29 protein-coding genes are annotated in these 26,237 nt (G+C 44.9%); 26 read left to right on the top strand and 3 right to left on the bottom strand.

Features of this window, described 5'->3' with window-relative positions; all coding sequences use genetic code 11:
• Positions 1–110 precede the first annotated feature (110 nt).
• The 4 genes from A9237_RS21210 (at position 111) to modC (ending at position 4,210) form a co-directional block, all read left to right on the top strand.
• Complete coding sequence (locus A9237_RS21210) at positions 111–1,562, top strand: cobyric acid synthase (protein WP_078609577.1); 1,452 nt, start codon at positions 111–113, stop codon at positions 1,560–1,562.
• Positions 1,563–1,652: 90 nt separating this feature from the next.
• Positions 1,653–2,405 carry a molybdate ABC transporter substrate-binding protein gene (modA, locus tag A9237_RS21205; RefSeq protein ID WP_078609575.1) on the top strand — a complete coding sequence of 251 codons (753 nt, stop codon included), beginning with the start codon at positions 1,653–1,655 and terminating at the stop codon, positions 2,403–2,405.
• A gap of 12 nt (positions 2,406–2,417) precedes the next feature.
• Positions 2,418–3,107 carry a molybdate ABC transporter permease subunit gene (gene modB / locus A9237_RS21200; protein ID WP_078609573.1) on the top strand — a complete coding sequence of 230 codons (690 nt, stop codon included), beginning with the start codon at positions 2,418–2,420 and terminating at the stop codon, positions 3,105–3,107.
• Entirely contained in the window at positions 3,104–4,210 is a 1,107-nt protein-coding gene (gene modC, locus A9237_RS21195) for a molybdenum ABC transporter ATP-binding protein ModC (RefSeq protein ID WP_078609571.1), read from the top strand. Before modB ends, modC begins: the two co-directional genes overlap by 4 nt.
• 68 nt (positions 4,211–4,278) lie before the next feature.
• On the opposite strand, the gene A9237_RS21190 is transcribed toward modC, so the two are convergent.
• Complete coding sequence (locus A9237_RS21190) at positions 4,279–4,716, bottom strand: DUF3069 domain-containing protein (protein ID WP_005435194.1); 438 nt, start codon at positions 4,714–4,716, stop codon at positions 4,279–4,281.
• 245 nt (positions 4,717–4,961) lie between these two features.
• Between A9237_RS21190 and A9237_RS21185 the strand changes: the two genes are divergently transcribed.
• The gene (locus A9237_RS21185) at positions 4,962–5,921 is read left to right on the top strand and encodes a diguanylate cyclase (RefSeq protein WP_078609570.1); all 960 of its coding nucleotides are present in this window, start codon (positions 4,962–4,964) and stop codon (positions 5,919–5,921) included.
• A gap of 14 nt (positions 5,922–5,935) precedes the next feature.
• Positions 5,936–6,907: a Solitary outer membrane autotransporter beta-barrel domain gene (locus tag A9237_RS21180; protein WP_078609568.1), complete on the top strand. Its 972-nt coding sequence runs from the start codon at positions 5,936–5,938 to the stop codon at positions 6,905–6,907.
• A 12-nt stretch (positions 6,908–6,919) separates the two neighbouring features.
• Here A9237_RS21180 and A9237_RS21175 read toward each other — a convergent pair whose 3' ends face one another.
• Positions 6,920–8,164, bottom strand: coding sequence for a GGDEF domain-containing protein (locus tag A9237_RS21175; protein ID WP_078609566.1), 1,245 nt, complete (start codon positions 8,162–8,164; stop codon positions 6,920–6,922).
• Between the two features lie 255 nt (positions 8,165–8,419).
• Between A9237_RS21175 and A9237_RS21170 the strand changes: the two genes are divergently transcribed.
• The 10 genes from A9237_RS21170 (at position 8,420) to A9237_RS21125 (ending at position 19,387) form a co-directional block, all read left to right on the top strand.
• Positions 8,420–8,788 (top strand): late competence development ComFB family protein, encoded by a 369-nt coding sequence (locus A9237_RS21170; RefSeq protein WP_078609564.1) that lies wholly within the window; start codon positions 8,420–8,422, stop codon positions 8,786–8,788.
• A 62-nt stretch (positions 8,789–8,850) separates the two neighbouring features.
• Positions 8,851–9,132, top strand: a complete 282-nt coding sequence (locus tag A9237_RS21165; protein ID WP_005427008.1) for an HlyU family transcriptional regulator — start codon at positions 8,851–8,853, stop codon at positions 9,130–9,132.
• A 436-nt stretch (positions 9,133–9,568) separates the two neighbouring features.
• Positions 9,569–11,125, top strand: coding sequence for a Re/Si-specific NAD(P)(+) transhydrogenase subunit alpha (locus A9237_RS21160; protein WP_078609562.1), 1,557 nt, complete (start codon positions 9,569–9,571; stop codon positions 11,123–11,125).
• Between the two features lie 12 nt (positions 11,126–11,137).
• The gene (gene pntB / locus A9237_RS21155) at positions 11,138–12,532 is read left to right on the top strand and encodes a Re/Si-specific NAD(P)(+) transhydrogenase subunit beta (protein WP_005435174.1); all 1,395 of its coding nucleotides are present in this window, start codon (positions 11,138–11,140) and stop codon (positions 12,530–12,532) included.
• A 188-nt stretch (positions 12,533–12,720) separates the two neighbouring features.
• The gene (vxrA, locus tag A9237_RS21150) at positions 12,721–14,142 is read left to right on the top strand and encodes a sensor histidine kinase VxrA (RefSeq protein WP_005435173.1); all 1,422 of its coding nucleotides are present in this window, start codon (positions 12,721–12,723) and stop codon (positions 14,140–14,142) included.
• Complete coding sequence (gene vxrB / locus A9237_RS21145; RefSeq protein ID WP_005435172.1) at positions 14,117–14,779, top strand: response regulator transcription factor VxrB; 663 nt, start codon at positions 14,117–14,119, stop codon at positions 14,777–14,779. The genes vxrA and vxrB overlap by 26 nt, the downstream gene beginning before the upstream one ends.
• Positions 14,780–14,787: 8 nt before the next feature.
• Positions 14,788–15,669 (top strand): DUF2861 family protein, encoded by an 882-nt coding sequence (locus tag A9237_RS21140; protein ID WP_005435171.1) that lies wholly within the window; start codon positions 14,788–14,790, stop codon positions 15,667–15,669.
• Between the two features lie 59 nt (positions 15,670–15,728).
• Positions 15,729–16,853, top strand: coding sequence for a conjugal transfer protein TraF (locus A9237_RS21135; RefSeq protein WP_078609560.1), 1,125 nt, complete (start codon positions 15,729–15,731; stop codon positions 16,851–16,853).
• 42 nt (positions 16,854–16,895) lie between these two features.
• Positions 16,896–17,051 carry a YoaH family protein gene (locus tag A9237_RS21130; RefSeq protein WP_005427041.1) on the top strand — a complete coding sequence of 52 codons (156 nt, stop codon included), beginning with the start codon at positions 16,896–16,898 and terminating at the stop codon, positions 17,049–17,051.
• 1,079 nt (positions 17,052–18,130) lie between these two features.
• Positions 18,131–19,387 (top strand): restriction endonuclease, encoded by a 1,257-nt coding sequence (locus A9237_RS21125; RefSeq protein WP_078609558.1) that lies wholly within the window; start codon positions 18,131–18,133, stop codon positions 19,385–19,387.
• Positions 19,388–19,557: 170 nt separating this feature from the next.
• On the opposite strand, the gene A9237_RS21115 is transcribed toward A9237_RS21125, so the two are convergent.
• On the bottom strand, positions 19,558–19,824 hold the full coding sequence (locus A9237_RS21115; RefSeq protein ID WP_038889631.1) for a helix-turn-helix domain-containing protein: 267 nt from the start codon (positions 19,822–19,824) through the stop codon (positions 19,558–19,560).
• Positions 19,825–19,966: 142 nt separating this feature from the next.
• Between A9237_RS21115 and A9237_RS21110 the strand changes: the two genes are divergently transcribed.
• From A9237_RS21110 to A9237_RS21070, 10 genes are all read left to right on the top strand, one after another.
• Positions 19,967–20,158 (top strand): hypothetical protein, encoded by a 192-nt coding sequence (locus A9237_RS21110; RefSeq protein ID WP_010647863.1) that lies wholly within the window; start codon positions 19,967–19,969, stop codon positions 20,156–20,158.
• Positions 20,155–20,460 carry a hypothetical protein gene (locus tag A9237_RS21105; RefSeq protein ID WP_038889632.1) on the top strand — a complete coding sequence of 102 codons (306 nt, stop codon included), beginning with the start codon at positions 20,155–20,157 and terminating at the stop codon, positions 20,458–20,460. Before A9237_RS21110 ends, A9237_RS21105 begins: the two co-directional genes overlap by 4 nt.
• 2 nt (positions 20,461–20,462) lie before the next feature.
• Complete coding sequence (locus tag A9237_RS21100) at positions 20,463–22,316, top strand: rolling circle replication-associated protein (protein ID WP_078609556.1); 1,854 nt, start codon at positions 20,463–20,465, stop codon at positions 22,314–22,316.
• A 55-nt stretch (positions 22,317–22,371) separates the two neighbouring features.
• Positions 22,372–22,530, top strand: a complete 159-nt coding sequence (locus A9237_RS27410; RefSeq protein WP_167371695.1) for a hypothetical protein — start codon at positions 22,372–22,374, stop codon at positions 22,528–22,530.
• Complete coding sequence (locus A9237_RS21095; protein ID WP_078609554.1) at positions 22,531–22,842, top strand: hypothetical protein; 312 nt, start codon at positions 22,531–22,533, stop codon at positions 22,840–22,842.
• Positions 22,835–23,368, top strand: coding sequence for a hypothetical protein (locus A9237_RS21090; protein ID WP_078609552.1), 534 nt, complete (start codon positions 22,835–22,837; stop codon positions 23,366–23,368). Before A9237_RS21095 ends, A9237_RS21090 begins: the two co-directional genes overlap by 8 nt.
• Positions 23,358–23,807, top strand: a complete 450-nt coding sequence (locus A9237_RS21085) for a hypothetical protein (protein ID WP_078609550.1) — start codon at positions 23,358–23,360, stop codon at positions 23,805–23,807. The genes A9237_RS21090 and A9237_RS21085 overlap by 11 nt, the downstream gene beginning before the upstream one ends.
• Positions 23,779–24,552 (top strand): hypothetical protein, encoded by a 774-nt coding sequence (locus tag A9237_RS21080; RefSeq protein ID WP_078609548.1) that lies wholly within the window; start codon positions 23,779–23,781, stop codon positions 24,550–24,552. Before A9237_RS21085 ends, A9237_RS21080 begins: the two co-directional genes overlap by 29 nt.
• Positions 24,553–25,272: 720 nt before the next feature.
• Positions 25,273–25,401 carry a hypothetical protein gene (locus A9237_RS27590; RefSeq protein WP_005455307.1) on the top strand — a complete coding sequence of 43 codons (129 nt, stop codon included), beginning with the start codon at positions 25,273–25,275 and terminating at the stop codon, positions 25,399–25,401.
• On the top strand, positions 25,402–26,229 hold the full coding sequence (locus A9237_RS21070; RefSeq protein WP_050914289.1) for a major capsid protein P2: 828 nt from the start codon (positions 25,402–25,404) through the stop codon (positions 26,227–26,229).
• Positions 26,230–26,237 lie beyond the last annotated feature (8 nt).

The following is a 26,237-nucleotide window of genomic DNA, read 5'->3' as shown; positions in this document are numbered from 1 at the left end:
TTATTTGAACCATTACTGATTCGAACATTCATATTCGATTCATTTTCTTGAGTCCTATACTGAGATAACGTTATGATTGTTCACCTTCTTTTTTCTCTTATTAAACGTTCATGAAATCACCAATCCCTTCATTAATGGTTCAAGGCACAACTTCAGATGCCGGAAAAAGCGTCCTTGTGGCAGGTTTATGCCGGGTATTAGCCCGCAAAGGGATAAAGGTTGCCCCATTCAAGCCACAGAATATGGCGTTAAACAGTGCAGTAACCAAAGATGGCGGTGAGATTGGGCGTGCTCAAGCGGTTCAGGCACAAGCTTGCAACGTTGAGCCTACGGTTCACATGAATCCTGTGTTGATTAAACCGAACAGCGATACCGGCGCTCAGATCATCTTACAAGGCAAGGCGTTGTCGAATATGGACGCTGTCGGCTTTCATGATTACAAGAAAGTGGCAATGGGAACGGTGTTGGATTCATTCGCAAAGCTAACAGATGAATTCGAATTCGTAATGATTGAAGGCGCTGGTAGTCCTGCGGAAATCAATTTAAGAGAAAATGACATCGCAAACATGGGCTTTGCAGAAGAAGCCGACGTTCCGGTCATTATTATTGCGGATATCGATCGTGGTGGTGTGTTTGCCCATCTGTATGGAACACTGGCGTTACTATCCGAATCTGAACAAGCTCGCGTTAAAGGCTTCGTTATAAATCGCTTCCGTGGCGACATCAGCTTGCTTGAATCTGGTCTTGATTGGCTAGAAGAGAAAACGGGCAAGCCTGTACTCGGTGTATTGCCGTATATTCACGGATTAAACCTCGAAGCGGAAGATGCCATTACGGCACAGCAAGAGCTGTCTTCACAAGTGAAACTCAATGTTGTGGTACCGGTATTAACGCGCATCAGTAATCATACCGATTTTGATGTGTTGCGCCTAAATCCAGACATTAATCTTCGCTATGTGGGTAAAGGCGAAAAGATCGATAAAGCCGATCTCGTGATCCTGCCGGGCACTAAGTCAGTTCGAGACGATTTGGATTATCTACGTAGTCAAGGCTGGGATAAAGACATTCAACGCCACATCCGTCTGGGTGGTAAAGTCATTGGCATCTGTGGTGGCTACCAGATGCTTGGCAACGTAATTGATGATCCAAATGGTGTAGAAGGCCAGCCTGGTCGTAGTGAAGGTCTTGGTTTGTTAGACATCACGACAATTCTAACCGACAGTAAACAGCTTACTCATTCACAAGCAGATTTACTCCTAAACGGCAAAACAGCCAAAGTGAAGGGTTATGAAATCCATGTAGGAAGAAGTGAAGTGCAGGGCGCACAACCTCTCAAGTTAAATTCTGGGGAGGCAGAAGGAGCGCTGAGTGAATGCGGTCAAATTATGGGAACCTACCTACACGGGTTCTTCGATGAGGCAGACGTGTTGAGCTTGGTCTCGGAGTGGGTAAACGGTACTCAAATCAAACAACAAGACTTTGAAGAGTTAAAAGAGCAGGGCATTAATCGCATTGCGGATGCGATAGAACAACATATGAATCTTGACTTTCTGTTCAAATAAATCCAGTTTTTAACTGTTTGAAGCATAAATAAAAGTGGACACGTTGTTCCACAATATCTTTTTCTGCCTGTCTAGCACCGGAGTGTTTTTATGAAAGCATGGAAGATTCATGCTTGCCTAGCGGCAATACTGAGCGTTTCATCAGCAGCAAACGCAACGACCGATTTAAAAGTCTATGCGGCTTCGTCAATGACCAATGCGATTGACGATATCGCGCAAAAATTTGAACAACAATACGACGTAAAAGTCACACCAGTATACGGCGGGTCTTCATCCATCGCTCGCCAAATTCTAAACGGCGCACCAGCTGATGTGTTTATCTCTGCAAACACTAAGTGGATGAACTATTTGGTAAAATCAAAAGCGGTGAAGAGTGACAATGTCACCAAACTGGTTCGTAATAGTCTGGTTCTTATCGCACCTAAAGCTTCAACTGTCACTTCATTTAACTTTTCAGACGCCAATGCATGGGGCCAAGCTTTAGAGGGCAATCGTCTTGCACTAGGTAACCCAGTCTCGGTCCCTGCGGGCATGTATGCGCGAGAATCTCTTACTAACCTTGGGGTTTGGAAACAGCTTGAGCGACAAGTAGCGCCAGCGAAAAACGTTCGACTCGCATTAGCATTAGTTGAACGTGGTGAAGCACCACTTGGTGTGGTTTACAAAACGGATGCGCTTTTAACAGATAAAGTAAAAGTGGTCGGTGAATTTGCCAATAACACCCACGCTGATATCGTCTATCCAGCGGCTATCGTTAAAGACTCGACGCAATCAGAACAATTCTTCGAATATTTGAAATCTGACGATGCCAAACAAGTGTTTGCGCAGTACGGTTTTCAATAAAAAGGGCACAGAGTGACAGAACTTGAATACCAAGCCTTAATGTTAAGCCTAAAAGTTGGCGCGTATGCCGTCGTTTGGCTTATTCCTTTGGGCGTCGCTCTTGCTTGGTTGCTTTCACGAAAAGAGTTTATCGGCAAATCCATTCTCGACAGCCTTATTCATTTACCGTTGGTTTTACCGCCAGTAGTGATCGGCTACCTACTGCTGATCTCGCTAGGTCGCCAAGGCGTTTTGGGTAACTGGCTTTTTGAACACTTTGGTCTGGTGTTCAGTTTCAACTGGAAGGGCGCAGTTATCGCTTGTATCGTTGTTGCATTGCCTCTAATGGTGCGTTCCGTTCGTCTTAGCTTAGATAATGTCGATCCTAAACTCGAACACGCAGCGTCAACGTTAGGCGCGTCACCTTTAAAAGTCTTCCTAACTATTACGCTACCTTTAACGATACCCGGTATCATTACCGGCACTATGCTGTCTTTTGCTCGCAGCTTAGGAGAGTTTGGTGCCACGATCAGTTTTGTCTCAAACATTCCCGGAGAGACACAAACCATTCCCTTAGCGATGTACAACTTCATAGAAACACCTGGAGCAGAGATGCAAGCCGCGCGCTTATGCATCATTTCTATTGTCCTGGCTCTGTCGACGTTAATGATTTCAGAATGGTTAAATCGCAAAGCAGCTTCACGTCTGGGAGCTAAGCAATGAGCATCAAAATTCAATTTAAACAATCACTTGGTGAAACTGATTTTGATATCGACTTATCGTTACCGGGTAACGGAATAAGTGCGTTATTTGGCCGTTCAGGTGCAGGGAAGACTACGTTAATCAATGTTATCAGCGGGCTGGTCACGCCAAAGCAAGGTAAAGTCTCGATTGGTGAACACGTTCTTTTCGATAGTAATGCGGGTATTAATTTACCCACGCACAAACGCAAAATCGGTTATGTATTCCAAGACTCGCGCTTGTTCCCACATTACTCCGTGAAAGGTAACTTGCTCTACGGCGTAGCCGAAAAAGACGATGATTACTTTGATAAAGTGACAGAATTGCTAGCGATTAAGCCTCTACTTAAACGCTTTCCAACCTCGTTATCTGGCGGTGAGAAGCAGCGTGTCGCCATTGCACGAGCCTTGCTATCAAAGCCTAATCTACTATTGATGGATGAGCCGTTAGCGTCATTGGATATGCCACGTAAGCGTGAAGTCATGCCATTTTTGGAAGAGTTGTCTGAGCAGGTCAATATTCCTATCGTCTACGTTACCCATAGCTTGCAAGAGATCCTGCGTTTAGCGCAGCACCTGTCGATTCTCGATAAAGGCAGAATCATGACGTCAGGTAAATTAGAGGAAGTGTGGGCATCTCATGCTATGCGTCCTTGGCAATCATTCTCAGACCACAGTAGCTTGTTTGAAGGCAAGATCGCGATACACCACGATAAATACGCGTTAACGTGCGTGAAACTCGCCCCAAGCGCTTGTCTGTGGGTTCAAAAAGTGGACGGGGAGCCAGATACGCCAATCCGACTGCAAGTACGAGCAAACGACGTTTCCATCGCGCTAGAAAAGCCAATATCAACATCGATTCGAAACGTACTACCAGCAACGGTGGCGTCAATAGAAGCGCTCTCAACTGGTGAAGATAAGCAGAGTATCACTGTCTCGTTAAAGCTTGATGAAGATTGTCACTTGTGGGCGACGATAACACCGTGGGCATTGGATGATCTGAATTTGAAAGTCGGTGATGAGGTTTATGCTCAAGTTAAGGGTGTGAGTGTCACGCAACGCGATATTGCTTTGGCGCACCATTAAGTTTTCTAAACCGTAGATACACAAAAGGCCGCAGGGTGCGGCCTTTATTATTAAAGAAAGTGTCGGAATTACTTCGCGAAAACTTCTTTGAATTCACGCTTAAGAAGAGGGTCACGACGTGCTTTCTTAAGTTGCTTAACCATGTCTTTTACACAGTTGTGTAGAACATTGTCTAGCAGTTGAGCACGGTAGTCTTCTTTATCTTCGTCTGTCATGTTTTCTGGCAGGTTAAGAGTCGGGAATTCTTCCATTACATTCAGACCAGCAAAAGCTTGGCCAACAGAAACTAGAGCGTGGAACTGCTCGAAGTTGTCTAGAATGTTTTGTGCACTTCCTGGCATTTCATCCCAAGATGCACGAACAGCTTCTTCAGACACTTCATGGATAGAGGTAACCATCTCGAACATTTGCTCTGGAACTTCATCGAATTCGATAACTTTACGTAGTTCTGGAGAAATAGCTTCTAGATCGATTTTTTTGCTTTCGTTGTTAGTTGCTTCTGACATCATGAGTCCTGTTAGTACATAAGAGCGCACGTAATTTGTAGTGCGTAATGTAACCAGATTAAAGTGTCTCTAGTTACAAAAGGCGGGAATATTAATACCAAATGCGTCAAATAGCTACCATAAGAACTATTTGATTACGTGACCGTTCAACAAAAAAATATAGCACTAAATTTGTCGCGTAATGCAACAACCTCGTGTGTATGATATATGTTTAATAAAGACTGATAAAAAGAATGGAACGCGCTATGCAACCGACAGGGACATCGATGCGCATTCTCTTAGTTGATGACGTTCAGCTAGATCGAATGCAGTTGGCAATCCGATTAAAACAACAAGGTCACATTGTTAAAGCCGTTGGCAGCGGGATGGAAGCCCTCAATACCTATGAGAGTTTCGACCCTGAACTCGTGCTGCTGGATATTGCGATGCCAGACATGAACGGCTTCGAAGTCTCACTTCATATCAGAGAAACATTTCCTGACTGGATCCCAATTATCTTCTTAAGCAGTCACGAAGAGCCAGAAATGATCGCGAAAGCAATCGAAGCGGGCGGTGATGACTATTTGATTAAGCCTGTTGATAAGCTTGTTCTAAACTCTAAGTTAATGGCAATGCAGCGAATTGCGCACATGCGTCGTGAGTTAAAGCAAGCCACCGCACAGCTCGAAGAGATGAATTCACGTTTGCAACAACAAGCAAATGAAGATGGCCTGACTAAACTCTACAACCGTCGTTATATTGATCAGAAGCTCGAAACCATGATTGCGTGGCACGGTCGTCACCACATGCCGATGGCGCTAATTCTTCTTGATGTCGATTTCTTTAAGCCGTTTAACGATAACTACGGCCATATAGAGGGGGATCGCTGTCTACAAGCCATCGCGAATCAGTTAAAAGCAACCTTCTGTCGTTCTGGTGAATATGTGGGGCGTTATGGAGGGGAAGAGTTTGTCATCTTGCTTAATAGCACAGATGCGCAGACCGCCGAAAAAGAAGCTGAGCGTGTACAAGAAGCCATGTACTTCCTAGATTATCCTCATGCGTATTCAAGCGTCGCAAATAGAGTGACAGTGTCACAGGGGGTGTTTGCATTTCAACCAACAGGTAAGGATAATGTCGCCGAATTGTACGCGACAGCAGATAGGGCGCTATATACGTCCAAATCGCTTGGAAGAAACACGTACACGATGGTAAATGCAAGTTAAATCAAAAGGATAAGATGAAATATGCTTTAGTGACATTGTCACTTACTTCAATGGCAACTCACGCCAGCCCTGTTCAACAAACTTTGCAGAAAGAGTTTGAGCGTAACTTTGCCATCGGTATCGTCCTATCAGACAGTGATGTGTTCACCCTTGGCTTTCACGACTTTGACCCTAACAAATACCTCGACATAGACAACGAAGACATAGGAACGCAAGACTCCGTTGACTTAAGAAAACAAGTTGCTATTTCCACACTTCCTTATCATCTCTCTCTCACTGACGACGAGCAATCCCCAACAAAGTACAATTTAAAAGGGCGCTTGTATGCATTGGGAATCGATCAAGACGTTCATATAAATGAAGACAAAACCCCTGATCGAAACAAAGAACTTATCCTAGGGTCTTACACCGAACTCGAACGCCAAAACAAACTGACAGAACATCTCACGTTGAGCACCGCCGCTGGCGCTCATCTTATGTATTATCGCAACGAGTATGACTACCGAAGTGATGCTATCAGTGACTTGAGGCCCTTTTTAGATGGCGTATTCCTGAATACCGATGCATGGGCTATTGTTGGCGAAGTGAACGCCGAGCTGAAGTATTTAGAAAACGAGCATTGGGGTAAATGGTATGTTTGGTCGTCTCCACATTATTTCTACGGTAAAGGATGGGGAGAAGGCAATAACGGGGATGTCGGCAACCCAGAAGGTTGGTATTGGGTCAACGGTGTAAAGTTATTCTATGACTTTACCAAGGTAGGCCGAACGGTCCAGTCCGTTTATACCAGCTTTAACCGAGTTGATGTCGGCGGGGACACGAGCAAACCGATGAACACCTCGCATTATTATGAAGCGAGTGTAGGTTGGTTGATGACGCCACCATTTAAGTCAGATTGGATTGACAATGTCGGTCTCGGGCTGACCATTAACTATGGCAGTGCGCTAAAAGGCGGCAGTTTAGTGTTGTTCTTTAATCAAGAGTAGTTTTGATAAGCGTTAAGCGTGGCAGTACTTCACACAGTTTCTGCCCGCTTTTTTGGCTTTATACAAAGCTTCATCCGCAAGCTTAATGACATCTGCAGGGTTTCGTGCACTGCGACTGTCTGCAACACCGAAGCTTGCCGTAACTGACACCGTTTTCTTCTTAGAATCTGCACTACCGCGCTTTTTACGCCCTTGTTTGTTGTCGTCAGGGCGGGTGTCTTGGTCACGAAGAATCATTTCATATTGCGCTATCAATTCACGAACTTCTTCTAAATGCGCTTCACAGTGTTCCGTATATTTGCCTTTGAAGACAATGGTGAACTCCTCGCCACCAAAACGGTAAACTTTCGCGCCGCCTTGCGTCTTCATTAGGCGTGATGCAACCATCTTTAACACGTCATCGCCAGTGTCATGACCATAGGTATCGTTGAATTTTTTAAAGTGGTCAACGTCTAGCATCGCAATAGTGAATTTACGTCCCATGTGTTTGAGCTCAAGATCCAGCGCGCGGCGGCTTGGAATCAGCGTCAAACTGTCGGTAAAAGCCAATTGATGACTAGCCGAAGTTGAGTAGATGATGATCAAAAGACCTGTCAGCGTAAACATCGTGCTCGAAATATACTGAACGTCAAAGAAGATAAATGTTGCTGATGCAAGCACCATCGCAGAGTAGGTCATGGCATGAATGATCTTGTTTTTCTTTAAGACCAAGATACCCAGAAAACACACGATGCCAATGCAATACAACACCAAGACGAGTGGTAACTTAGAAAGCGTCGGCACGATAAACAAAATACCGTTAGTCCATTCGTCAAATCCACCTTCGACGTAATACGTCAAAGTCACGTAGGACCAAAATACGAACATGATCAGCATGAACACGTAAGTCAACGTCGCTCTTGAATCAAAACCTTCTTTATTGAAGATGAACAGCGCGAGAAATGAAACGGGTAATAAGCTCGCCAGTATCGTGAGCTCTAACAATGCAGTTCCGGTTTGAAGAGGGACTTGAAGGCGATGTTGAATCACAAAGTAGGCAAAGAGCATGGCGATACAAACCATGGACTCTCGGCCTTGCTTGAACGAATAGCACATCAACAACGCACAGCCGAGTAAAATGTACGGCAAATTCGCAGCAATTCCCCAGTTAGATTGCGTCATCTGAATGATGCTATCCATACCCAAACTGACTACGCCCAACAACAAGATTGGGAATAGGAATCGAAAGCCTGGGGAGGTCATTAAAGATGAAACCATCTACTGCAAATTACCTGAAAATAGTTGAATATATCTAGTGAGTTACGTTAAGCATTCAATTAATACCGTGTGCAAACAGTATAAATTCTGTAACTTTCAAAACTAACAAGAATACGTGTATTTGGGAATTTTCCAAGTGTTTTACAGCGAACGCTTACAAAAAGAGAGAGGTTGATTAAATTAAGAGCAATCAACGAGTTGCACGTTAGTCCCGACTGCTATACTTTCAAAGTGTTGAACAAAGGAGAAAAATCGATGCAGATCAGTTCAGACGTACACAATTACATGGAAACACTGGTTGGGCAGGTGCTTGCCTCAGAGCTGTACGTGGAGCAGTTCGACAATGAACAATTGGCCGATATTGCATGTTTAGCGCTCATTCAACTTAAGCCAGTATACATTCGTCATGACATCGATTTTTTGTCTGCACTTCCAGAGCGTAAACTGGCTCAATTCAAACAAAGTGTCGATGTGGCGGTTGAGAACGCAGCAGTGATGATTCAGGAAGACAGACGCAAAAATCGTAACAATGATGTGCCTGTAATTTTGTCGCATACCAGTTATGATGAAGACAAAGAACTGGATTGGTTCGAGAAACCGATCCTCAACGTCAACATAAAGTAATTGATGCTCACCACTGTATAGAAAACTACCTATAAGATAGTGGGCATACCCAAGGAGGAGCCGTGGGATTTTTTTCGCGCTTGTTTGGTGGCAGTGACAAAGCTGCCGAAGTAAAAACCGTTGAACCAGTAGAATACAAAGGCTACTTAATTTACCAAGAAAGCCTTTCAGAAGGTGGCCAGTATCGTATCGCAGGGCGTATCGAAAAAGATTTCGACGGAGAAGTGAAATCACACCGTTTTATCCGTTCAGATTTGCTAGGTTCAGAGCAAGATGCCAACGAACTGATGCTAAAAAAATCGCAGATGTTTATCGACCAAATGGGTGAAAAGATCTTCGATTAAGAAATCACTGCAACTTGATTCGAATCATCTTAAAGAGAGCCATTAGTGTATATGCTGATGGCTCTCTTTCTTTTTTAGGCTTAAATATCTGTAAAACAAGCAGTTAGCAGACGTCTGGTTAGACCTCTGCTTAGTGATGCAAATCGTTGTTATTTTTCAGCGCGAAGTGGAGAATCATTCATTACGTGGCGTTATATGTAATGAAATTTAGTATTTTTATTACAAAACACTTGAAGTCACGATTGACGTTAGATAAAAACAGAATAATAACAGGACTGTTAGTCAAGAAGTGACTGTGCAAATGGGTGACCCCAAACACCATCATTCGTTTGTATTTATCTTGCGTAGTAAACAGATAGAAATAAAAAAGAATTAGAGTAGAGCGACGCTCTGTTTTGGGACTAATTTATTGATATGTATACAAGGAGTATGCGTTTTGCAAATCGGTGTACCTAGAGAAATACTCGCGGGTGAATCGCGAGTAGCTGCATCACCAAAGTCGGTTGAGCAGTTAATTAAGTTGGGGTTCGATGTCGCAATCGAATCACAAGCGGGGGTGCTAGCCAGTTTCGATGATGCCGCTTATGAAGCAGCAGGGGCGAAAATTGTATCTAGTGAAGAAGTATGGACATCAGGCTTAATTCTCAAAGTCAATGCGCCACTCGTAGATGAAAAAAAAGGCATCGACGAAATCGCATTACTGCAAGATGGCGCGACATTAGTGAGCTTCATCTGGCCTGCTCAAAATGCAGAGTTAATGGAACAACTCTCTAGCAAGAACATCAACGTTCTCGCAATGGACGCGGTTCCTCGTATTTCTCGTGCTCAAGCATTAGACGCACTCTCTTCTATGGCGAACATTGCCGGTTACCGTGCAGTGGTTGAAGCCGCTCATGAATTCGGTCGATTCTTCACTGGTCAAATCACCGCTGCTGGTAAAGTACCGCCTGCGAAAGTATTGGTTGCAGGTGCAGGTGTAGCAGGTCTTGCTGCTATCGGTGCAGCAGGTAGCCTTGGTGCTATCGTTCGTTCTTTTGACGTTCGTCCTGAAGTAAAAGAGCAAGTTGAATCGATGGGCGCAGAGTTCCTAACGGTAGACTTCAAAGAAGACTCTGGTTCAGGTGACGGCTACGCAAAAGAAATGTCGGATGAATTCAACAAGAAAGCAGCTGAGCTATACGCTGAGCAAGCGAAAGATGTTGATATCATCATCACAACTGCACTGATTCCTGGCAGACCAGCGCCAACGCTCATCACCAAAGAGATGGTTGATAGCATGAAAGCGGGCAGCGTGATCGTTGACCTTGCTGCTGCAAACGGTGGTAACTGCGAATACACAGTAAAAGATCAAGTTATTACCACGGCTAACGGCGTGAAAATCGTTGGTTACACTGACATGGTAGGTCGTCTGCCAACGCAATCTTCTCAGCTTTACGCAACCAACCTTGTAAACCTTCTGAAACTGCTTTGCAAAGAGAAAGATGGCAACATCAATATCGACTTCGAAGACGTTGTGCTTCGTGGCGTAACAGTAGTAAGAGAAGGCGAAATTACATGGCCTGCGCCACCGATTCAGGTTTCAGCACAGCCGCAAGCCAAACCGCAAGAACCAATTAAACCTCAACCTAAAGTTGAAGAACCTACGTCACCACTGAAAAAATTCGGTGCTCTAGCTGTTGGTTTAGGTGCCTTTGCTTGGGTTGCCTCTGTTGCTCCGGCTGCATTCCTATCTCATTTCACCGTATTCGTACTGGCGTGTGTAGTAGGTTACTACGTAGTTTGGAACGTAACACATGCACTGCACACACCGCTTATGTCTGTAACCAACGCGATTTCAGGCATCATCGTAGTAGGTGCACTGCTGCAAATTGGTCAGGGTAATGGTGTCGTTACCTTCCTATCATTCATCGCTGTACTCATTGCGAGCATTAACATCTTTGGTGGCTTTACCGTAACCAAACGTATGCTCGAAATGTTCCGCAAAGATAAATAATAGGAGTCACCAATGTCTGCAGGATTAGTACAAGCGGCATACATCATTGCTGCGCTATTTTTCATCTTAAGTCTCGCGGGACTTTCTAAACAAGAATCGGCAAGAAACGGTAACTACTACGGTATTGCGGGTATGGCGATTGCGCTTATTGCGACAATCTTTAGCCCGAATGCGGAAGGTTTTGTTTGGGTCATCATCGCGATGGTCATCGGTGGTAGCATCGGTATCCACTACGCGAAGAAAGTAGAAATGACTCAAATGCCAGAACTGGTTGCGATCCTACATAGCTTTGTAGGTATGGCAGCGGTATTGGTAGGTTACAACAGTTACCTAGAGCCACCAGCGCCAGTTTCAACTGACCTAGCTGGTATGCACGCTGAACACGTAATTCACCTAGTGGAAGTCTTCCTTGGTGTGTTCATCGGTGCGGTAACCTTCACTGGTTCAGTCGTTGCTTTCGGTAAGCTACGCGGCACGATCTCTTCTTCGCCACTTAACTTGCCTCACAAACACAAAATGAACCTTGCGGCGATCGTCGTTTCTACGCTTCTTATGATTTACTTCGTAAAAGCGGACGGCAGCATGTTCGCATTGATCGTAATGACGCTGATTGCTTTTGCATTCGGTTACCACTTGGTAGCATCTATCGGTGGTGCAGATATGCCGGTTGTGGTTTCAATGCTGAACTCATACTCAGGTTGGGCAGCAGCGGCAGCAGGTTTCATGCTTGCAAACGACCTATTGATCGTGACAGGTGCATTGGTAGGTTCTTCTGGTGCGATCCTTTCTTACATCATGTGTAAAGCAATGAACCGCTCGTTCATCAGCGTTATCGCTGGCGGCTTCGGTCAAGAAGTTGTGATTTCAAGTGACGAAGAGCAGGGCGAGCATCGCGAAACTTCAGCAGAAGAAGTAGCAGAAATGCTGAAGAACTCGAAATCAGTGATCATCACTCCGGGATACGGTATGGCAGTAGCTCAAGCGCAATACCCAGTGCATGAGATTACTGAGAAGCTACGCGCACAAGGTATTGAAGTTCGCTTCGGTATTCACCCAGTAGCGGGCCGTCTACCTGGTCACATGAACGTACTACTAGCGGAAGCAAAAGTGCCTTACGATATCGTGCTAGAAATGGACGAAATCAACGATGACTTCCCAGAAACAGATACCGTTCTTGTCATCGGTGCAAACGACACGGTTAACCCAGCAGCCCTTGAAGATCCAAACAGCCCAATTGCAGGCATGCCTGTACTAGAAGTTTGGAACGCGCAAAACGTAGTCGTATTCAAGCGTTCAATGAATACGGGTTACGCAGGTGTTCAGAACCCACTGTTCTTTAAAGAAAACACCTCAATGCTGTTCGGCGATGCGAAAGAAAGCGTCGAGGCAATTTTCAAAGCACTTTAATATAATTTGCTTTAAAACTAATCAAGGCCAGCATTCGCTGGCCTTTTTTTGTGCGCTTTCAATGTTATAGTACTGCAAATCCTTAAGTCGTCTAATGTCATTTGCTTGTTTATTGATGTATAGTTCTGGCTAATATAATTAGTAACGGTAACAGTTTGATTAAACAGTTTTTGCTACGTTCTGCCTTAATGCTGCCAATTTTTTCGGCACCCGCATTTGCAGATTCATTACCAGAACGAATAGATACGTTTACAGAGCTATTTAATTATGAAGTGGCTCTTAAATCGTATGACATACGCATACTGCAGTCTAACTATCCGACCAAGTTACTCTCGCCGGATTCGATGTTGCCCCAAACGGCAGATTATCCGCTGAAAGACATTCAGCAGTTGTACCGTTTAGCAAACACGTGTCGCGGAAAATTACCATTAAGTCCTTTAATTACTGAACCTTTAGTCTTTACACGTGCCATATGTAAGGGGACGCAACTTACACCACGTTGGTTCTCGCGTAGCGGTTTAATCCACCCAGGTGGTGGTACCTACGCAGCACGTTATGCAGAGAAGTATCCTGAGCTACGTCCTAAACTTGCTCAGTACATGCATATCAAAGAGCGAAATAACGACGAAGGGGACGAGCTACTCGAAAGCCTACAGAATATGGATGATGACGCGATCAACGCTCTCATTGCTGGCGCGAGTATGTTTATTGAAGGAAAAGAGTTGTGGTTACGCCGTGGCGACCATTACTTTGTATTCGCTAAAAACGTTTGGCAAGAGAACGTAGCAAACGCTGGCCTGTCTTACGGTTTAGCATCAGAAAGCCGAAGCTGCTTCGTAAAACGCGGCAACATTTGTTGGGATGTCGAAGATCACTCGCAAGTGTTGCGGATCAGTATGATCATCCTCGTGATTGCCAATATTTTGTTGGTGATTGGTTGGGCTGTGTATCGTTGGAACAGTAAACGTGAAGAAATGCGCAGCCGAATGTTGGTACTGCAAATTCTAACGCACGAACTGAGAACGCCGATCGCGTCACTGTCTTTAACAGTTGAGGGTTTCCGTCGCGAATTTGAACATCTGCCCGAAAGTGTTTATGACGAATTTCGCCGATTGTGTGAAGATACGCGCCGATTACGCCAATTAGCAGAGGCAAGTAAGGATTATTTGCAATCTGATAACCAAATGCTTGCAACAGACTGGGTTCCATCCGTTGCAGAATGGCTAGAATATAAGATTGAAGAAGAATTTGATAACGCTGTACTTTTCAAAATAAATGAAGATGTAGCTGCTAAAGTTAACGTGTATTGGCTCGGGACCTGTATCGATAACTTGCTACGTAACGCATTGAAGTATGGTGAAGCACCGGTTGAACTATGTGTAGAAACCAGTGCAGATAAAATCATTATCCAAGTCATCGATGCCGGCAGTTTAACTGCGAAAGATTGGGCAAACCTAAGAAAACCGTTCGTGAGTAAGAGCGGCTTAGGACTTGGACTAACAATAGTTGAATCAATGGTAGGCCGCATGGGCGGAAAAATGTCCCTAATGGGACCACCTACAACCTTTATATTGGAGATACCTTGTGAAACAGACACTGCTTCTCGTTGAGGACGATAAAAACTTGGCTGACGGCCTGTTAGTAAGCCTGGAACAAGCAGGATATGAGTGTTTACATGTGGAGCGTATTTCAGACGTTGAGCCACAATGGAAAAAGGCTGACTTAGTCATTCTGGATCGCCAACTACCAGACGGCGATTCTGTACAATCTCTTCCTGAATGGAAAAAAATTAAAGATATCCCAGTAATCCTGCTAACAGCATTGGTTACTGTTAAAGATAAAGTAGCTGGCCTAGACTCTGGCGCAAACGACTACTTGACTAAACCTTTTGCTGAAGCGGAGCTATTCGCTCGCATTCGTGCACAACTACGTGCACCAGATTCAGCAGAACAAGGTAACGCTGATAAAGTGATGACAAAAGACCTAGAGATCGACCGTGCAACGCGCGAAGTCGTATTTAAAGGTGAAATGATCACACTGACTCGTACAGAGTTCGACTTGTTGTTGTTCCTAGCATCAAACCTAGGCCGTGTATTTACACGTGACGAATTGCTTGACCACGTATGGGGTTACAACCATTTCCCAACAACGCGTACCGTTGATACTCACGTACTTCAGCTTCGCCAAAAACTACCTGGTCTTGAAATCGAAACGCTTCGTGGCGTTGGCTACAAGATGAAAGCGTAAGAGCAAGAATGAAAACACTACTTCCTGTAGTTCTATCATTGCTGTTAGTGAAACCAGTCCATGCTACGGACTGGTTTCAAACAAACACACCTCTCACACAAGCACACCAACATCTCCTAGAAGATGACCTTGGTGGCATGTTCAATTCCCTGGTCGAACTCTGGCAAAGTGAACCCAATAAAGAGCTAAGGCCACATCTTAATGACTTGCTTGCTCAATCATTATCTAAAGACTGTGGTAAATCTCTTACTGGTGTAACACTGCCTGATTGGATCAGCGGTATTAACGTTATTCGTCAGACTATTCAAAGCCCGGGCCGTGACACTTACCGCTTAGTGGTGAAGTTGCGAGCAACCACCGATATTGAAGACATTTCGTTTCGTCGTTGGGTTGATAGCTCAATCTCTGCGGATGCCTCATTTAACTATGAAGAGCCGCAAGAGGGAGCAGAACTCGCGAATGAACGAAACTTCCTCAAGCGCTATAACTTAACCGGTAAGTTAGACGCAGGGTTGTATCATCTTTCCATCACGACGAAAGATAACCGCACCTACCGCACTTGGGTAATCTTAGGGGATTCGAACTCGACGCAATACGTTCGTTGGACATCTAAAGAGAATTGGAAGGTCGAAAAGAGCGCATTACGAAATCCGCACTGTCCATTGCCACAACTCGAAGTCGGCTTATACGATTATGTTGAAGGGCAATACGATCAGGTATGGAAAAAGACCTACGAGTCTAACTACCCAAATGCACTAGAGCTTGAAGGCATCCCCAACGATCGCTATGTGTTAGCTGTGAGCATTAACAGTCGCCGTTGGCAAGGGGACATTATTGTGGAGCAGGCTCAAACTATTAGTCGAACTTATGATGTTTCTCTCGAAGAATAGTTAAAGAAATTACATTTGTGCCGATATAAGTTCAGGAAGAACAAAAACACAAGTGTAGTATGAAGACACAATACAAAATTTTAGCCACTGCAATGACTGCTGCGCTATTCTCTGGCGCGGCTTCTGCTGCTACTTACGCAATTGAAGCACGCAGTGATGCGATGGGTGGCGTTGGCACCGTATCTGCCTCTTACCTAACAGCACCATTCTTTAACCCAGCCCTTACCGCGATTTACCGACGTAATGATGATGCTGGTATGATCGTACCGAGCTTTGGTATCAACTATAACGACCAAGATGGCTTAATCGATGAGATTGAGCGCATTGGTAAACTTAATGACCCTACAGATATCGTCAATTCATTGAACGCCATTGATGGGCAGAAGATGGACTTCGATTTGGGCGGCGTTGTGGCAGTTGGTATCCCTAATCGATTTTTATCGGCAACGGCTTACGGCAAGCTTTACACTGAATCCTTTGTAGCTCCGGAAGTTGATACTTCGGTTCCAGCTGATTCTCTCAAAAACAGTTATGTTCGCGGCGTTTCAATCGGTGTAGCAGAAGCGGGGGTCTCTCTCGCGAAGTACACCAACTTCATGAACCAGCACCTGTCATTTGGTATCACACCTAAACTGCAGCGCATCTACACCTATTCATACGCGACAAGCTTTGCAGCATTCGATACTAAAGATCTACGTGAAAATGAAACCGCAGAAACCATGTTCAACTTGGATGCTGGCGCGCTTTGGTTCTTCGGCCCGTATCGCTTAGGTATTTCTGCGAAGAACTTGATTGGCCGAGATGTGAAAACCAAGTCATTCACATACAACAGCGATACAATCCAATCCTATGAATACAGCATGCGACCTGTATACACCGTCGGCGCAGGTTATGTAGCGGATTACTTTAGCTTTAGTGTTGATTACGACCTAAATGAAGAGAAGAAGTTCTCTACCTTTGATGACAACACACAAATGCTTCGTGCTGGTTTTGAAATCGACGTACTACGCCAGCTAGCACTTCGTGGTGGTTACATGAAAAACCTAGCTCGTTCAGACGACGAGGGCACGATTACTGCGGGTATTGGATTATCACCACTCAACTTAATAGAGATGGATATTGCCGCTCAATACACCAATGAAAATGCAATGGGCGCTTCAATTAATTTCCTTGCGACCTACTAAGCGAATCGTTATAGTCAGCTCCTCACATTGAGGAGCTTTTTTATGTTTGACGATTTACCACCTCTGTCCCATCAAGAACAGCAACAAGCTGTAGAACGTATTCAAGAGCTAATGCAAAAGGGTACCAGTACCGCAGAAGCGATTAAGATCGTTGCAGAGCAAATTCGAGCAGAATACGCAGCAAAGAAACAAGACTAAGAAATTACGAAGAGCAGGGCACAGACCCTGCTTTTTTACGCCCGTCGAATACATAACCAAAACAGACAACTCACCACCTTTCTTCAAACAAAACATTACGTTACCACGTCACACCAATAAACCAGAAGTACAGTAGGAACCTCTACCATAATCAGTTGGTAAAATTTTACTAACTTTGATTAACTGTCACTTTTAAAATGCAGCGAAAAATACCACCCAGAGAGGCCATAACCAATAAAATCCATGAAATACAGAGGGTTAGCCACGAATAAAACACTAGCATGGGAATGTGTAATGTCTGATTTTGTAATTAAATTACAAAGGCCAATTTAAGTGAGTGAGTGGGCAGTGGAATATTCTGTAAAAATCTAAAAGAGACGCCGTCACTTTGGTGTTCACTTAGATAAGTTTGATATAAAGGGCGCTTTGAGGACAGTAAGTGCTTGCGGACTAACATCCATTAATCCAACAGTACTCACCTAAAACAGGAAATCTAAATGTGTGAATAGAAAGAAATCGGATTGAATGGATGTACAGTTAGTGCTGTTATTTTTAAGAAAATGATCATTAGGCAACACAACTAGGCAGAGCGATTCTGGAACCTCTTTTACTTACGTGTTACGTCGTAACATGGCGTGTAACAAAAAGAAATAGAGCGCAACACGCTGGTACCACTAATAGTGTTCTGCGTAGGGAAGTTCGTTTTCCCTACCTGATTTAGCTTCAATGCAGAAGCTCAGTGGCAAGTTCTCGAAAGAAAATAGAAGAATGTAAGTAATGTTGAGTTATGTATGGTGGGTCTAATCATAGTGTAATGAGGATCAGTAAAACGCTTAAACCTTTCGAGCGAATTCAGACCCACACTAATGACGATTTACACAGCGGGCAGTGAACCAATACATTTGGCGGGTCGATTGGCCTCGACAGGCTTCCAATTCGTTTTCATCGACGTCCACCAAAATCAAGAAGCCTACAGAAAAGCCGAACCTTAGCGATGGGGTTCGGCTTTTTGTATTTCTAATGAAATTAAATGCACGGTACAATAGGAGTAGCATTCAGCTTTCAATTAAGTAGCAAGTATGAACACAACCTCCTCTACTAACCTTATCGATACAGACTTCCATCAAGAAAACTTAGACTTTTCTCAAATAACACCTGAAGACTTTGAAAACTTAGTATTCCACTTGCTAGATGAGATGGGCTTCTCTAACCTGAACTGGCGTAAAGGCGGCGAAGGGAACTCTGCGACTGATGGAGGAAGAGATTTAGAAGCTACATATTGGTCAGTTCGTCCAGCGGAATCACTTGAAGAAAAATATTGGTTTGAAGTCAAACACCGAAGCAAACAATTGGAAAAAATCCAAGTGCAAAAAACGGTTCTGAACGCTAGCGGGAATAATCGGAAAGATAATGTCGTGATTATCACGAATAAAACGATTTCGAATCCGACTAAAGACTGGTTATCTGACTTTCAACTCGACCATAAAACTCCAAGAGTGATGATTTGGCAAGGACATGACTTAGAGTTATTTCTTCGAAAAAACCCCAGAACTCTCGCGAAATTCTTACCATCTTCATTAGCCTTTAGTGGGCGTTGCAAAGTCATACGCTCAAAGTTTCAGAACTTAATATTACTACCTTCGATAGGAGAAGTTGAAGAACTGTGGCGTCATAGAAAAACGCTAAAAGAAGAGGAAATTCATATGTTAATGATAGCTGTAGTGGCAGAAGTAGCATATGGTGATGTTTGTAAACGTCGATGGGGCATTGAATTAGATAGAATCACACTCTTTTCAATTACAGTGTCTCTAATTGCAAACCTTTTTCCTTTCATATTAGCCTGTAGTAAAAATAACAAAGAACAATCAATCCTAATTGATGCTGCTTCATACCTCTTACAATGCTTACTCATGAGAGAAGGAGTTGAAATTTGTCTATCAGCAGTTCTTACCCCAGAAGAGTATTTTGAAGACTTAGATGTTTTACCTGAAGAATTACAGATGAAAAGATGCTTACCAATTATCAACACTATACTCCATGACCTTAGCGTTCAATGTAGTTCAAGAGATTGCTCAAAAGTGTCTTACCTAAGACTCACTGATGAAAATAATGACTATTTTGAGCGATTTCTAAAACCGTCTCCTGAGAAAAAAGAAGAAGACAATTTAATATTAAATTCAACGATTTTTGATTGTAAGCTTGGGCTTGTTGAAAAAGAAAGTTACTGTCTATTTGGAGACCCCGAAGATATAACTTCTGTAAATCAAATTAAAGAGAAGTTGGCGTTTGCTAAGTCCGTGATTCTTTCTCGTAGCGCCGAAATGAAAAACACATGAGTTTTAGTGCTTAGACTTAGAAGGAATCCAACTGGCGGCTTTTATTCGATGGCCGCCACGAAACGGTAAGACGTTTTCTTTTGCAGGATAGACCTTTGGTTGGTCTATGTGCTCAAACTTCTCGACAAGCGTCTTAAGTGCGCATTATGTATAAAAGGGTTAATAGGGGGTTAGACTGGTGCGCGTGACTGTAACGCATTGATTAGGCGAGGGTTTACGGTCTTTTCATCAAGCAAACCGTACACAACATCTTGATCATCGAGTTCTAACAAATCGGCAATTTTGAATGCCATTTCCCAATCAAGAACACTGCGCCCATTGCGGTAATTACTAATTCTACTTGCCCCAACGTTTAAAAACTTAGCCAACTGATAGTCAGAGGTAAGCTCTAACTGGACTTTCAGTTGGTCTAAAAGCAAGTTTGTGTAATTAGTCATGTTCCCGCATCCCTTCGCTGTATTGTTAAATTCTAGTGGATAGTATCGCGTCTTTCACTATTGCAAGCACCTTGCAAGCTTAAAAACATTTCCTTAACGTTATTTTTGAGACAGGAAATCAACAGCTTGCGGAGGCTAGAACATGGAACGTATCGTTACCAATCCTATTCACTTACCTTGCCCAGATATGGCAGGGTGCGAAAACCCAGACCCAAATAAAACGGCAAACTCACTGCGTAAAGTTGCAGAGCTTCGCCAAAAATTTGCTGAGCATTTCCCAAAGAAAGCGCAAACCTACATTCCAGCACGTTTTCGTCAGGGAGTAGTAGCATGAATATTAGTATCTGGAAATCTCGCCGCAACAAAAACCAACTTGTTGCATCACAGAGCAACGGAATTCATATCTACTTCGATAGTTTTGAACTCGAAACCGTCGAAGCATCATTATGGCTTTACCAAGGCAGCGTGTTAGTAGCGTGCTTTGAGGCGAAAAGCGACACCTTAAACGAATTAACAAAAACGGCTCAACGCATGTTTGCTAACGGTGCTCAAAATCATGGCGCACCGCTTAACGATTTCCGCAAGCAAGATGAAGCGCCCCAAGTGGGCGCGGATTCTTCCTTTGTGGAGGCGTAACCGTGAAGCATCTTTATGAGGCGCAAGAACCGCGCTCATTCACCAATCAACTAAGCCCACAAGATGTGGGCTTTATAACGGCGTTAGCTCAAGACGTCACCATCACTGAGAAAAACATTACCGCTATCGAAAGCGGTTTTTTTAGTGCTAAAAATACCCAGTGTCTCGATTCAGAGTTGCAAAAGCTCAAAGCTTTGGAGCAAATCCACTTCATTCGTACACAACAAAGTGCTGAACTTGGGCGCGAAGCGCTGGACGAAGTCCAGAAAAGACTAGGCTCGTCAAAGGGCGCAAAAGTCGGACACGGAAAACGAAAGCAGATAGACCGCTTAATTACCCGTTCTCGACGCTTGCCGCCGCGCCACAAAACAGAATCGTTTTGTGGCGACAACGTGACCGATGAATATCGAACACGCCCAGAATCGCAGACAGGCTGGATTCTGAACGAAAACAAGCGCTTGGAATGGCAGCCAATCGGCAAAAGTCGCGCTTATTTGATGCGTAGAAGCTGGGCAAAACAAACCAAGATGCAAGTGAAGTTTCACCCAAGCCCATCGGACGCGCCAGCGCCGCAAAGTGGTGAGCGATTCACGGAAAAACTGACGCCTCGCGCTGTAAAGAAAATCTTTGAAGCGGGCGCATATGTCGCAGCGTGTCACGGTGGATTCAGCACATTTCTCACTTTGACGTTTTCCCCAAAACAGCGCGAGCGCATCTTTGGCGGTGAGGCTGTGACGGATGAAGGTCTGCCATATTGCCCAATTCAGACCACGATTGGCGCGGAGGTTTCCCGCTTCTTGGATGGTTTGAAGAAGATGTACCAGCGCGGTTTCGAATATGCGGCAACCGATGCCAACCAGCTTGGGCTTGATGGAAACAAAATCAAAGTGTCGGGGCGGTTGGGACGCCCATTAAAAGCCGCTTGGAAAGATGACGACGGCATCAAGCACGTGAAAGAGATTCACGGTGCAACGAAAAAGCCTTTTGACTTCCACTATATCTGGGTTGCCGAATCGCCAGCTAATGAAGACGGCGAACCAAACCCGCATGTGCATGTACTTTTGAACTGGCGCGTGGAAAACCATCACTTTGCTGGTTGGGCGAAACGTATCGAGCAGCTTTGGGGTAATGGCATGGCGCACCTAGAGAAAATCAAGTTCAGTGAAGCAGCCGCCGGTTATCTAATTAAAGCGGTTGGCTATGCAGCCAAAGGCGACAACGCCGACCAAGGATTGATAAAAGGCAACCGTTACAACATTTCACGCTGTAGCCGCGCACCGGATTGGGACGTTTTAGCCTCGTTCGAGGTAGACAACATGACGGGCATCATTAAAGAGTGTGGCTACATGTTAGAGCAATGGCGCAAGCCAATGCAGCGCGAAATCAAGCGCAAACAAATCAAGAAAGATGAAGCAATTAAAGCCATCGACATCAATAAAAAGCAGGGCAAAGTCAGTGCGGTGGTGAAACTTAATCACCTGATCAAACGACTCGATACCGAAACGCGAGAACTGCGCCAAGAAATCAAGCAGCGCGGCACGTTCGCCAGTAGTCAAAACCAGTTTTCTATCGTGTTTGAAGGTGACGACGCTCAAAGCAAAGCTGATGATTTTCTTTACTGGGCGCATGGTGCGCGAGGTTGGTCAATGAAGTGCTCTATTGAAACATTGGGTAATGATATTGAGCTATATCGCGCCAGTGCCAAGCATTTATATGGCGAACAATTTGAACGCTTTCAACTGAGCCAAGCTAATTGGAAAAGCCAGCTACAGCAACCTATACCACCGGAGCCCGATTTCAACACCATAAAGAGCAATAACATGGCGGAGTACCTTGATTATTGCCGTTCTATTTAGCCCGTTTGGGCACTTGCTTGCGAAATGATTTCAGCAAACTAGGAAAGGAAACCCAATGAGCAACATCGACAAAATCACCGATGCAATGGAAAAGGAAGTAAAGCGCAGCAAGGGCGGCGTGTTTTGGCGCCTCTTGTTGGTCTGGATGAAAGAAGTGAACAAACAAATCCAGAAGAAACCCGACACCGACGAACTACCAGCGGAGGCTAACTAAATGAAAATGCTATCTCTTAACGAATGTCACCAAGCAATTGCAGCTCTGGACGCTGCCGACAAACTGAACGCCAGTGTTGAAAAGGAGTTGAGCCAGTTTAAAGAAATGGACATGAACGACATCATGAAGCGTGCCAGTAAGATGATTTTCTCGCAAAACATCTCGCTTGAAGCGTTTGGTTTGTCGCCGACTTTGTTTCAACAAATTGAGCAGCTAACGGCACTGAATAACAAAGCGCGTGAGAAGTACCGCGCATGTGTTGAAGCCAACATTGAACTGCTTTCTGATGTTGAGGCGGTTGCCGATGAGTAAACATCCAAACCCAATTCGTGGGCACGTTTCGTGCCCGGTTTGTAGCAGCCATGCCACCGTTCACCGAGTGGGTGAAGGCAAGCTGATTGCCGAAGGTGAGCCAACCAAAAACGGGCGCAATTTGGGACTGCTTTATTACAAGTGTCCAAGCTGCGGCAACAGTCCAATGAGCAAAAGCATTAACTCGTTTGTTGAATCCAACATGGTGGAATCGGTAGACCAACTGAACACGCCAGAATCTAGTGACACCGTCACTAATGAGGGCGATATTTCAACGGTTGAGCCAGTGGTTGAAACCGTTGAAAGCACTGATACGCCTAGCTTAGAGCAAAATGAAGTGGTAACGGTTGAAGCGCCAGAAAGTGAACCACCAATGCCCGTTAAAAAGCGTGTGTTTCCGGTTAAAAAGGTCTTGGCTGGACTGGCAATTGTGGCGCTTTTGCTTTGGGCAGTACGCCAACTGATACCAACCAAGAAAGCAACCGACGAACCAAGCGAACAGGGAGAGCCAATTAATGCAGGGTGAACTTGAAAACCAACCGGAACACGATGATTGGGGCGACTTTTCAGCGGTTATCAGTGGTCTAGAAGAAACCGAAACCACCGCTGTGATTGATGCGCCAACCGAAGCCGCCAACGATGAAAAGCCAGCGGGTGAAATGTTCGAAGGGGCGCTGTCGGTGCTGTTTACCATTGCAGAGCAAGCGACCAGCATCATTTCGGGCGTGGACTTTGAATTCGATGAAAAAGGCAAAGCGGCGGTGATTGATGCTGCCTTGCCAGTGCTTGAAAAGCATGGTGACGCGGTCACTTCTCTGTTCGGTAATTACATGGAAGAAGCCGTGTTAGGTCTGGCGGTGCTGTCTTTGGTCTACAGCGCGAAAAAGACCATGACACACCAAAAGGAACTGTTAGCCATAGAGGAGAAGAAACAGCGTGAGCAAAACCAAAAAGACGCCGCTTAAATTCCCTAATCCGGTGAACTCGAACCCGTCACACGATGCAGAGCATGTGATTTATGTGGCGGGTACTGGCGGGGGTAAAACCTCCGCCGTTAAGCACTTGGGATTAGTACCGAAAGCCGCGCAAGCGGTTTTTTTTGACCCATACCGAAACTATGCGGGTGCGAAGTATCGCGGGCAAATGTGCCTTGAAACCTCATCGCGTGTCGCGTTCGTCAAAGCTTTGGTGTTGGCGCGTAAGCGTGGCAAGTCGTTCAAGTTGGCGTATGTACCCAGTGAGGGGGCGTGCGGTGATGAATTGGAGTTTTTCAGTGCTGCGGTGTGGGCGGTTGGCAATGGTGACGCTGACCGTCTGCACGTTGTGATTGAAGAATTAGCCAGTTGTGTGGAGACGTCCGGCAAACTCAAAGGCAAAGCGGGCGAACTGTGGCGTGGTGGGCGTCAGTATGGTCTGGTGCTGCATTCGATTTTCCAACGTGGGCAGGAAGTACCGAAAACCGTCACCGAGCAATCGCCTGTTTGGTGGATTGGCGCGGTTAACTCGATGGCTGACGCTCGTTGGCTTGCTGACAAAAAGGGCTTGTGTGTCGATACGCTGGCAGGGCTGAAATCAGCCAAGCACAACAAAGCCGCGATAGGTAAACCCATTGCCGAATATTTATTGGTTCGTGATGGTATTGGCAACGTCGAAAAGGGCGCATTTAATTGCGTAACAGGTACGTTAAACGAGGCTAAGACGCTGTTCTAGTTATAATTATAGGAACAAACAACACATTACTGGTATTATTGGCCTGAAAAATCTCAACTCAACAACCATTAGGCTTAAAAATAAACAACATGGCTATGACGCTAATAAAATTTATACCATACTTCGTTCAGGCACTAATTCTATACTTGACTTACAAACTTAGTGAGTTTGGTATATCTGCGCTGTTTGCTCTAATAATCATAATAGTATCCTCAATTATGACATTATATTATAGGAGTAACAGTTCAACGATAAGTGGCTCAGGAATATTTGTACTTGCAACGACGAGCTTCATTTCCTTCGGCGTGTCTGCTCTGGTTTATTTCAATGGACTGCACTCTTTAAATGAAGCTACTGCGTTACAATCTTGGGAAGGCATTTTGACCAGTGTAGGGGCTCTTGATTGGTACAATGACTTCCATCATAGTCTCTTTTATCAAGGGGAGTCATTGGTCGATGCTGCAACACCACCCATCGGAATTACCAATGAGCCTGTCTCAGATATATTTGCATTAACTGTTATTTTATTCCTCGTTGAGTCAGCATGTTTGTTTGTCTCCTCTAAATTCCTGCGCAAGTAGCAACCCAAACGGGTTAGTTTATTGCCCATTCAACCTATAGGTTAACCACTTAACCTATAGGTTGCTCCAACTTCCCAGCCTTCCAAATTCCTTGTTTCATGAATGCACTTTTTAACCGTGTGCAACCGAAAGGAACAACATGAAACAGCAACATAAAAACCTATTGATGGCGCTCATCATCACGCTAATCGTGATTGCGGCTATCAACAACATCAGCGTACTGACTCCGGTGCGTGAGACTCTAAACGGCGACAAAGGATGGTTCTAAATGGAAGCGCTAAAACAGCCTTTTAACCCTCGTCCTCGTGAACTTGATCCAGTGGAAGGTGTGAACTGGGGCAACCAAGCCACGCTGCGATTGGTATCGGGTCCAACGTATCAAAACATTGAGCTAGTAACTGACATTACCGACCCGTCAGACATTGAGCGCATCACTGTGAAAGTGAACGGTCGTGAAATCGTGAACGTAACCGCGCAAGACTTGATTGACTTGCAAGAGCACAAAAAAGAGTACGTGCAACAAGGTCGTTACGTGCTCAACTTCTCTGATATGTCGATGCGCACCAAACTGGGTATCCGTACAGGTGAGCTAGTCACCCTACAAGGTGAAATCTGGTTTATGTACATCCAGCTAAAAGCCAAGTCCGGTCAAGCGGCGCCAATGATTCGTGCTCGTGCTCATACGACAGCAGCGCAATCACAACGCATCTACATGCCTCGTATCTACTCACAAACATGGTATGCAGCCTCTAGCGGTCGTACACCGTTTGACTTTGCCGAGCGTAGCGCGGCGCTGTCTCTAAAGCGTGTTCATTTGAAAGACGCAACGATTGAGCGTGTGCGTGTTCTACGTGATGAGCGCGAAGAGCTGAACGTCAACAAAGCCGATAACGCTTATGACTTGGCGGCAGCGGGTCGTGAGCAAAATGCGGGCTTCTTCTCGATGGACTTCACGCGCTGCGGCTTTGGCAGTGAAGCACGTCTGCCAACGGCAGCCATGAAACAACTCGCGTTCGAAGTCGAAAAGACAGCGGCGGGCAGTATTCCGGTACTGATTGAAGCCATCGAACAAGTGTCTGTGCCTACAGCGCAGTAAGGGGGCGT

This window comes from Vibrio owensii (assembly GCF_002021755.1).
Taxonomy (GTDB): domain Bacteria; phylum Pseudomonadota; class Gammaproteobacteria; order Enterobacterales; family Vibrionaceae; genus Vibrio; species Vibrio owensii.
Note: the sequence above shows the minus strand (reverse complement) of the source record. Positions and strands in the feature narration are given on the sequence as shown.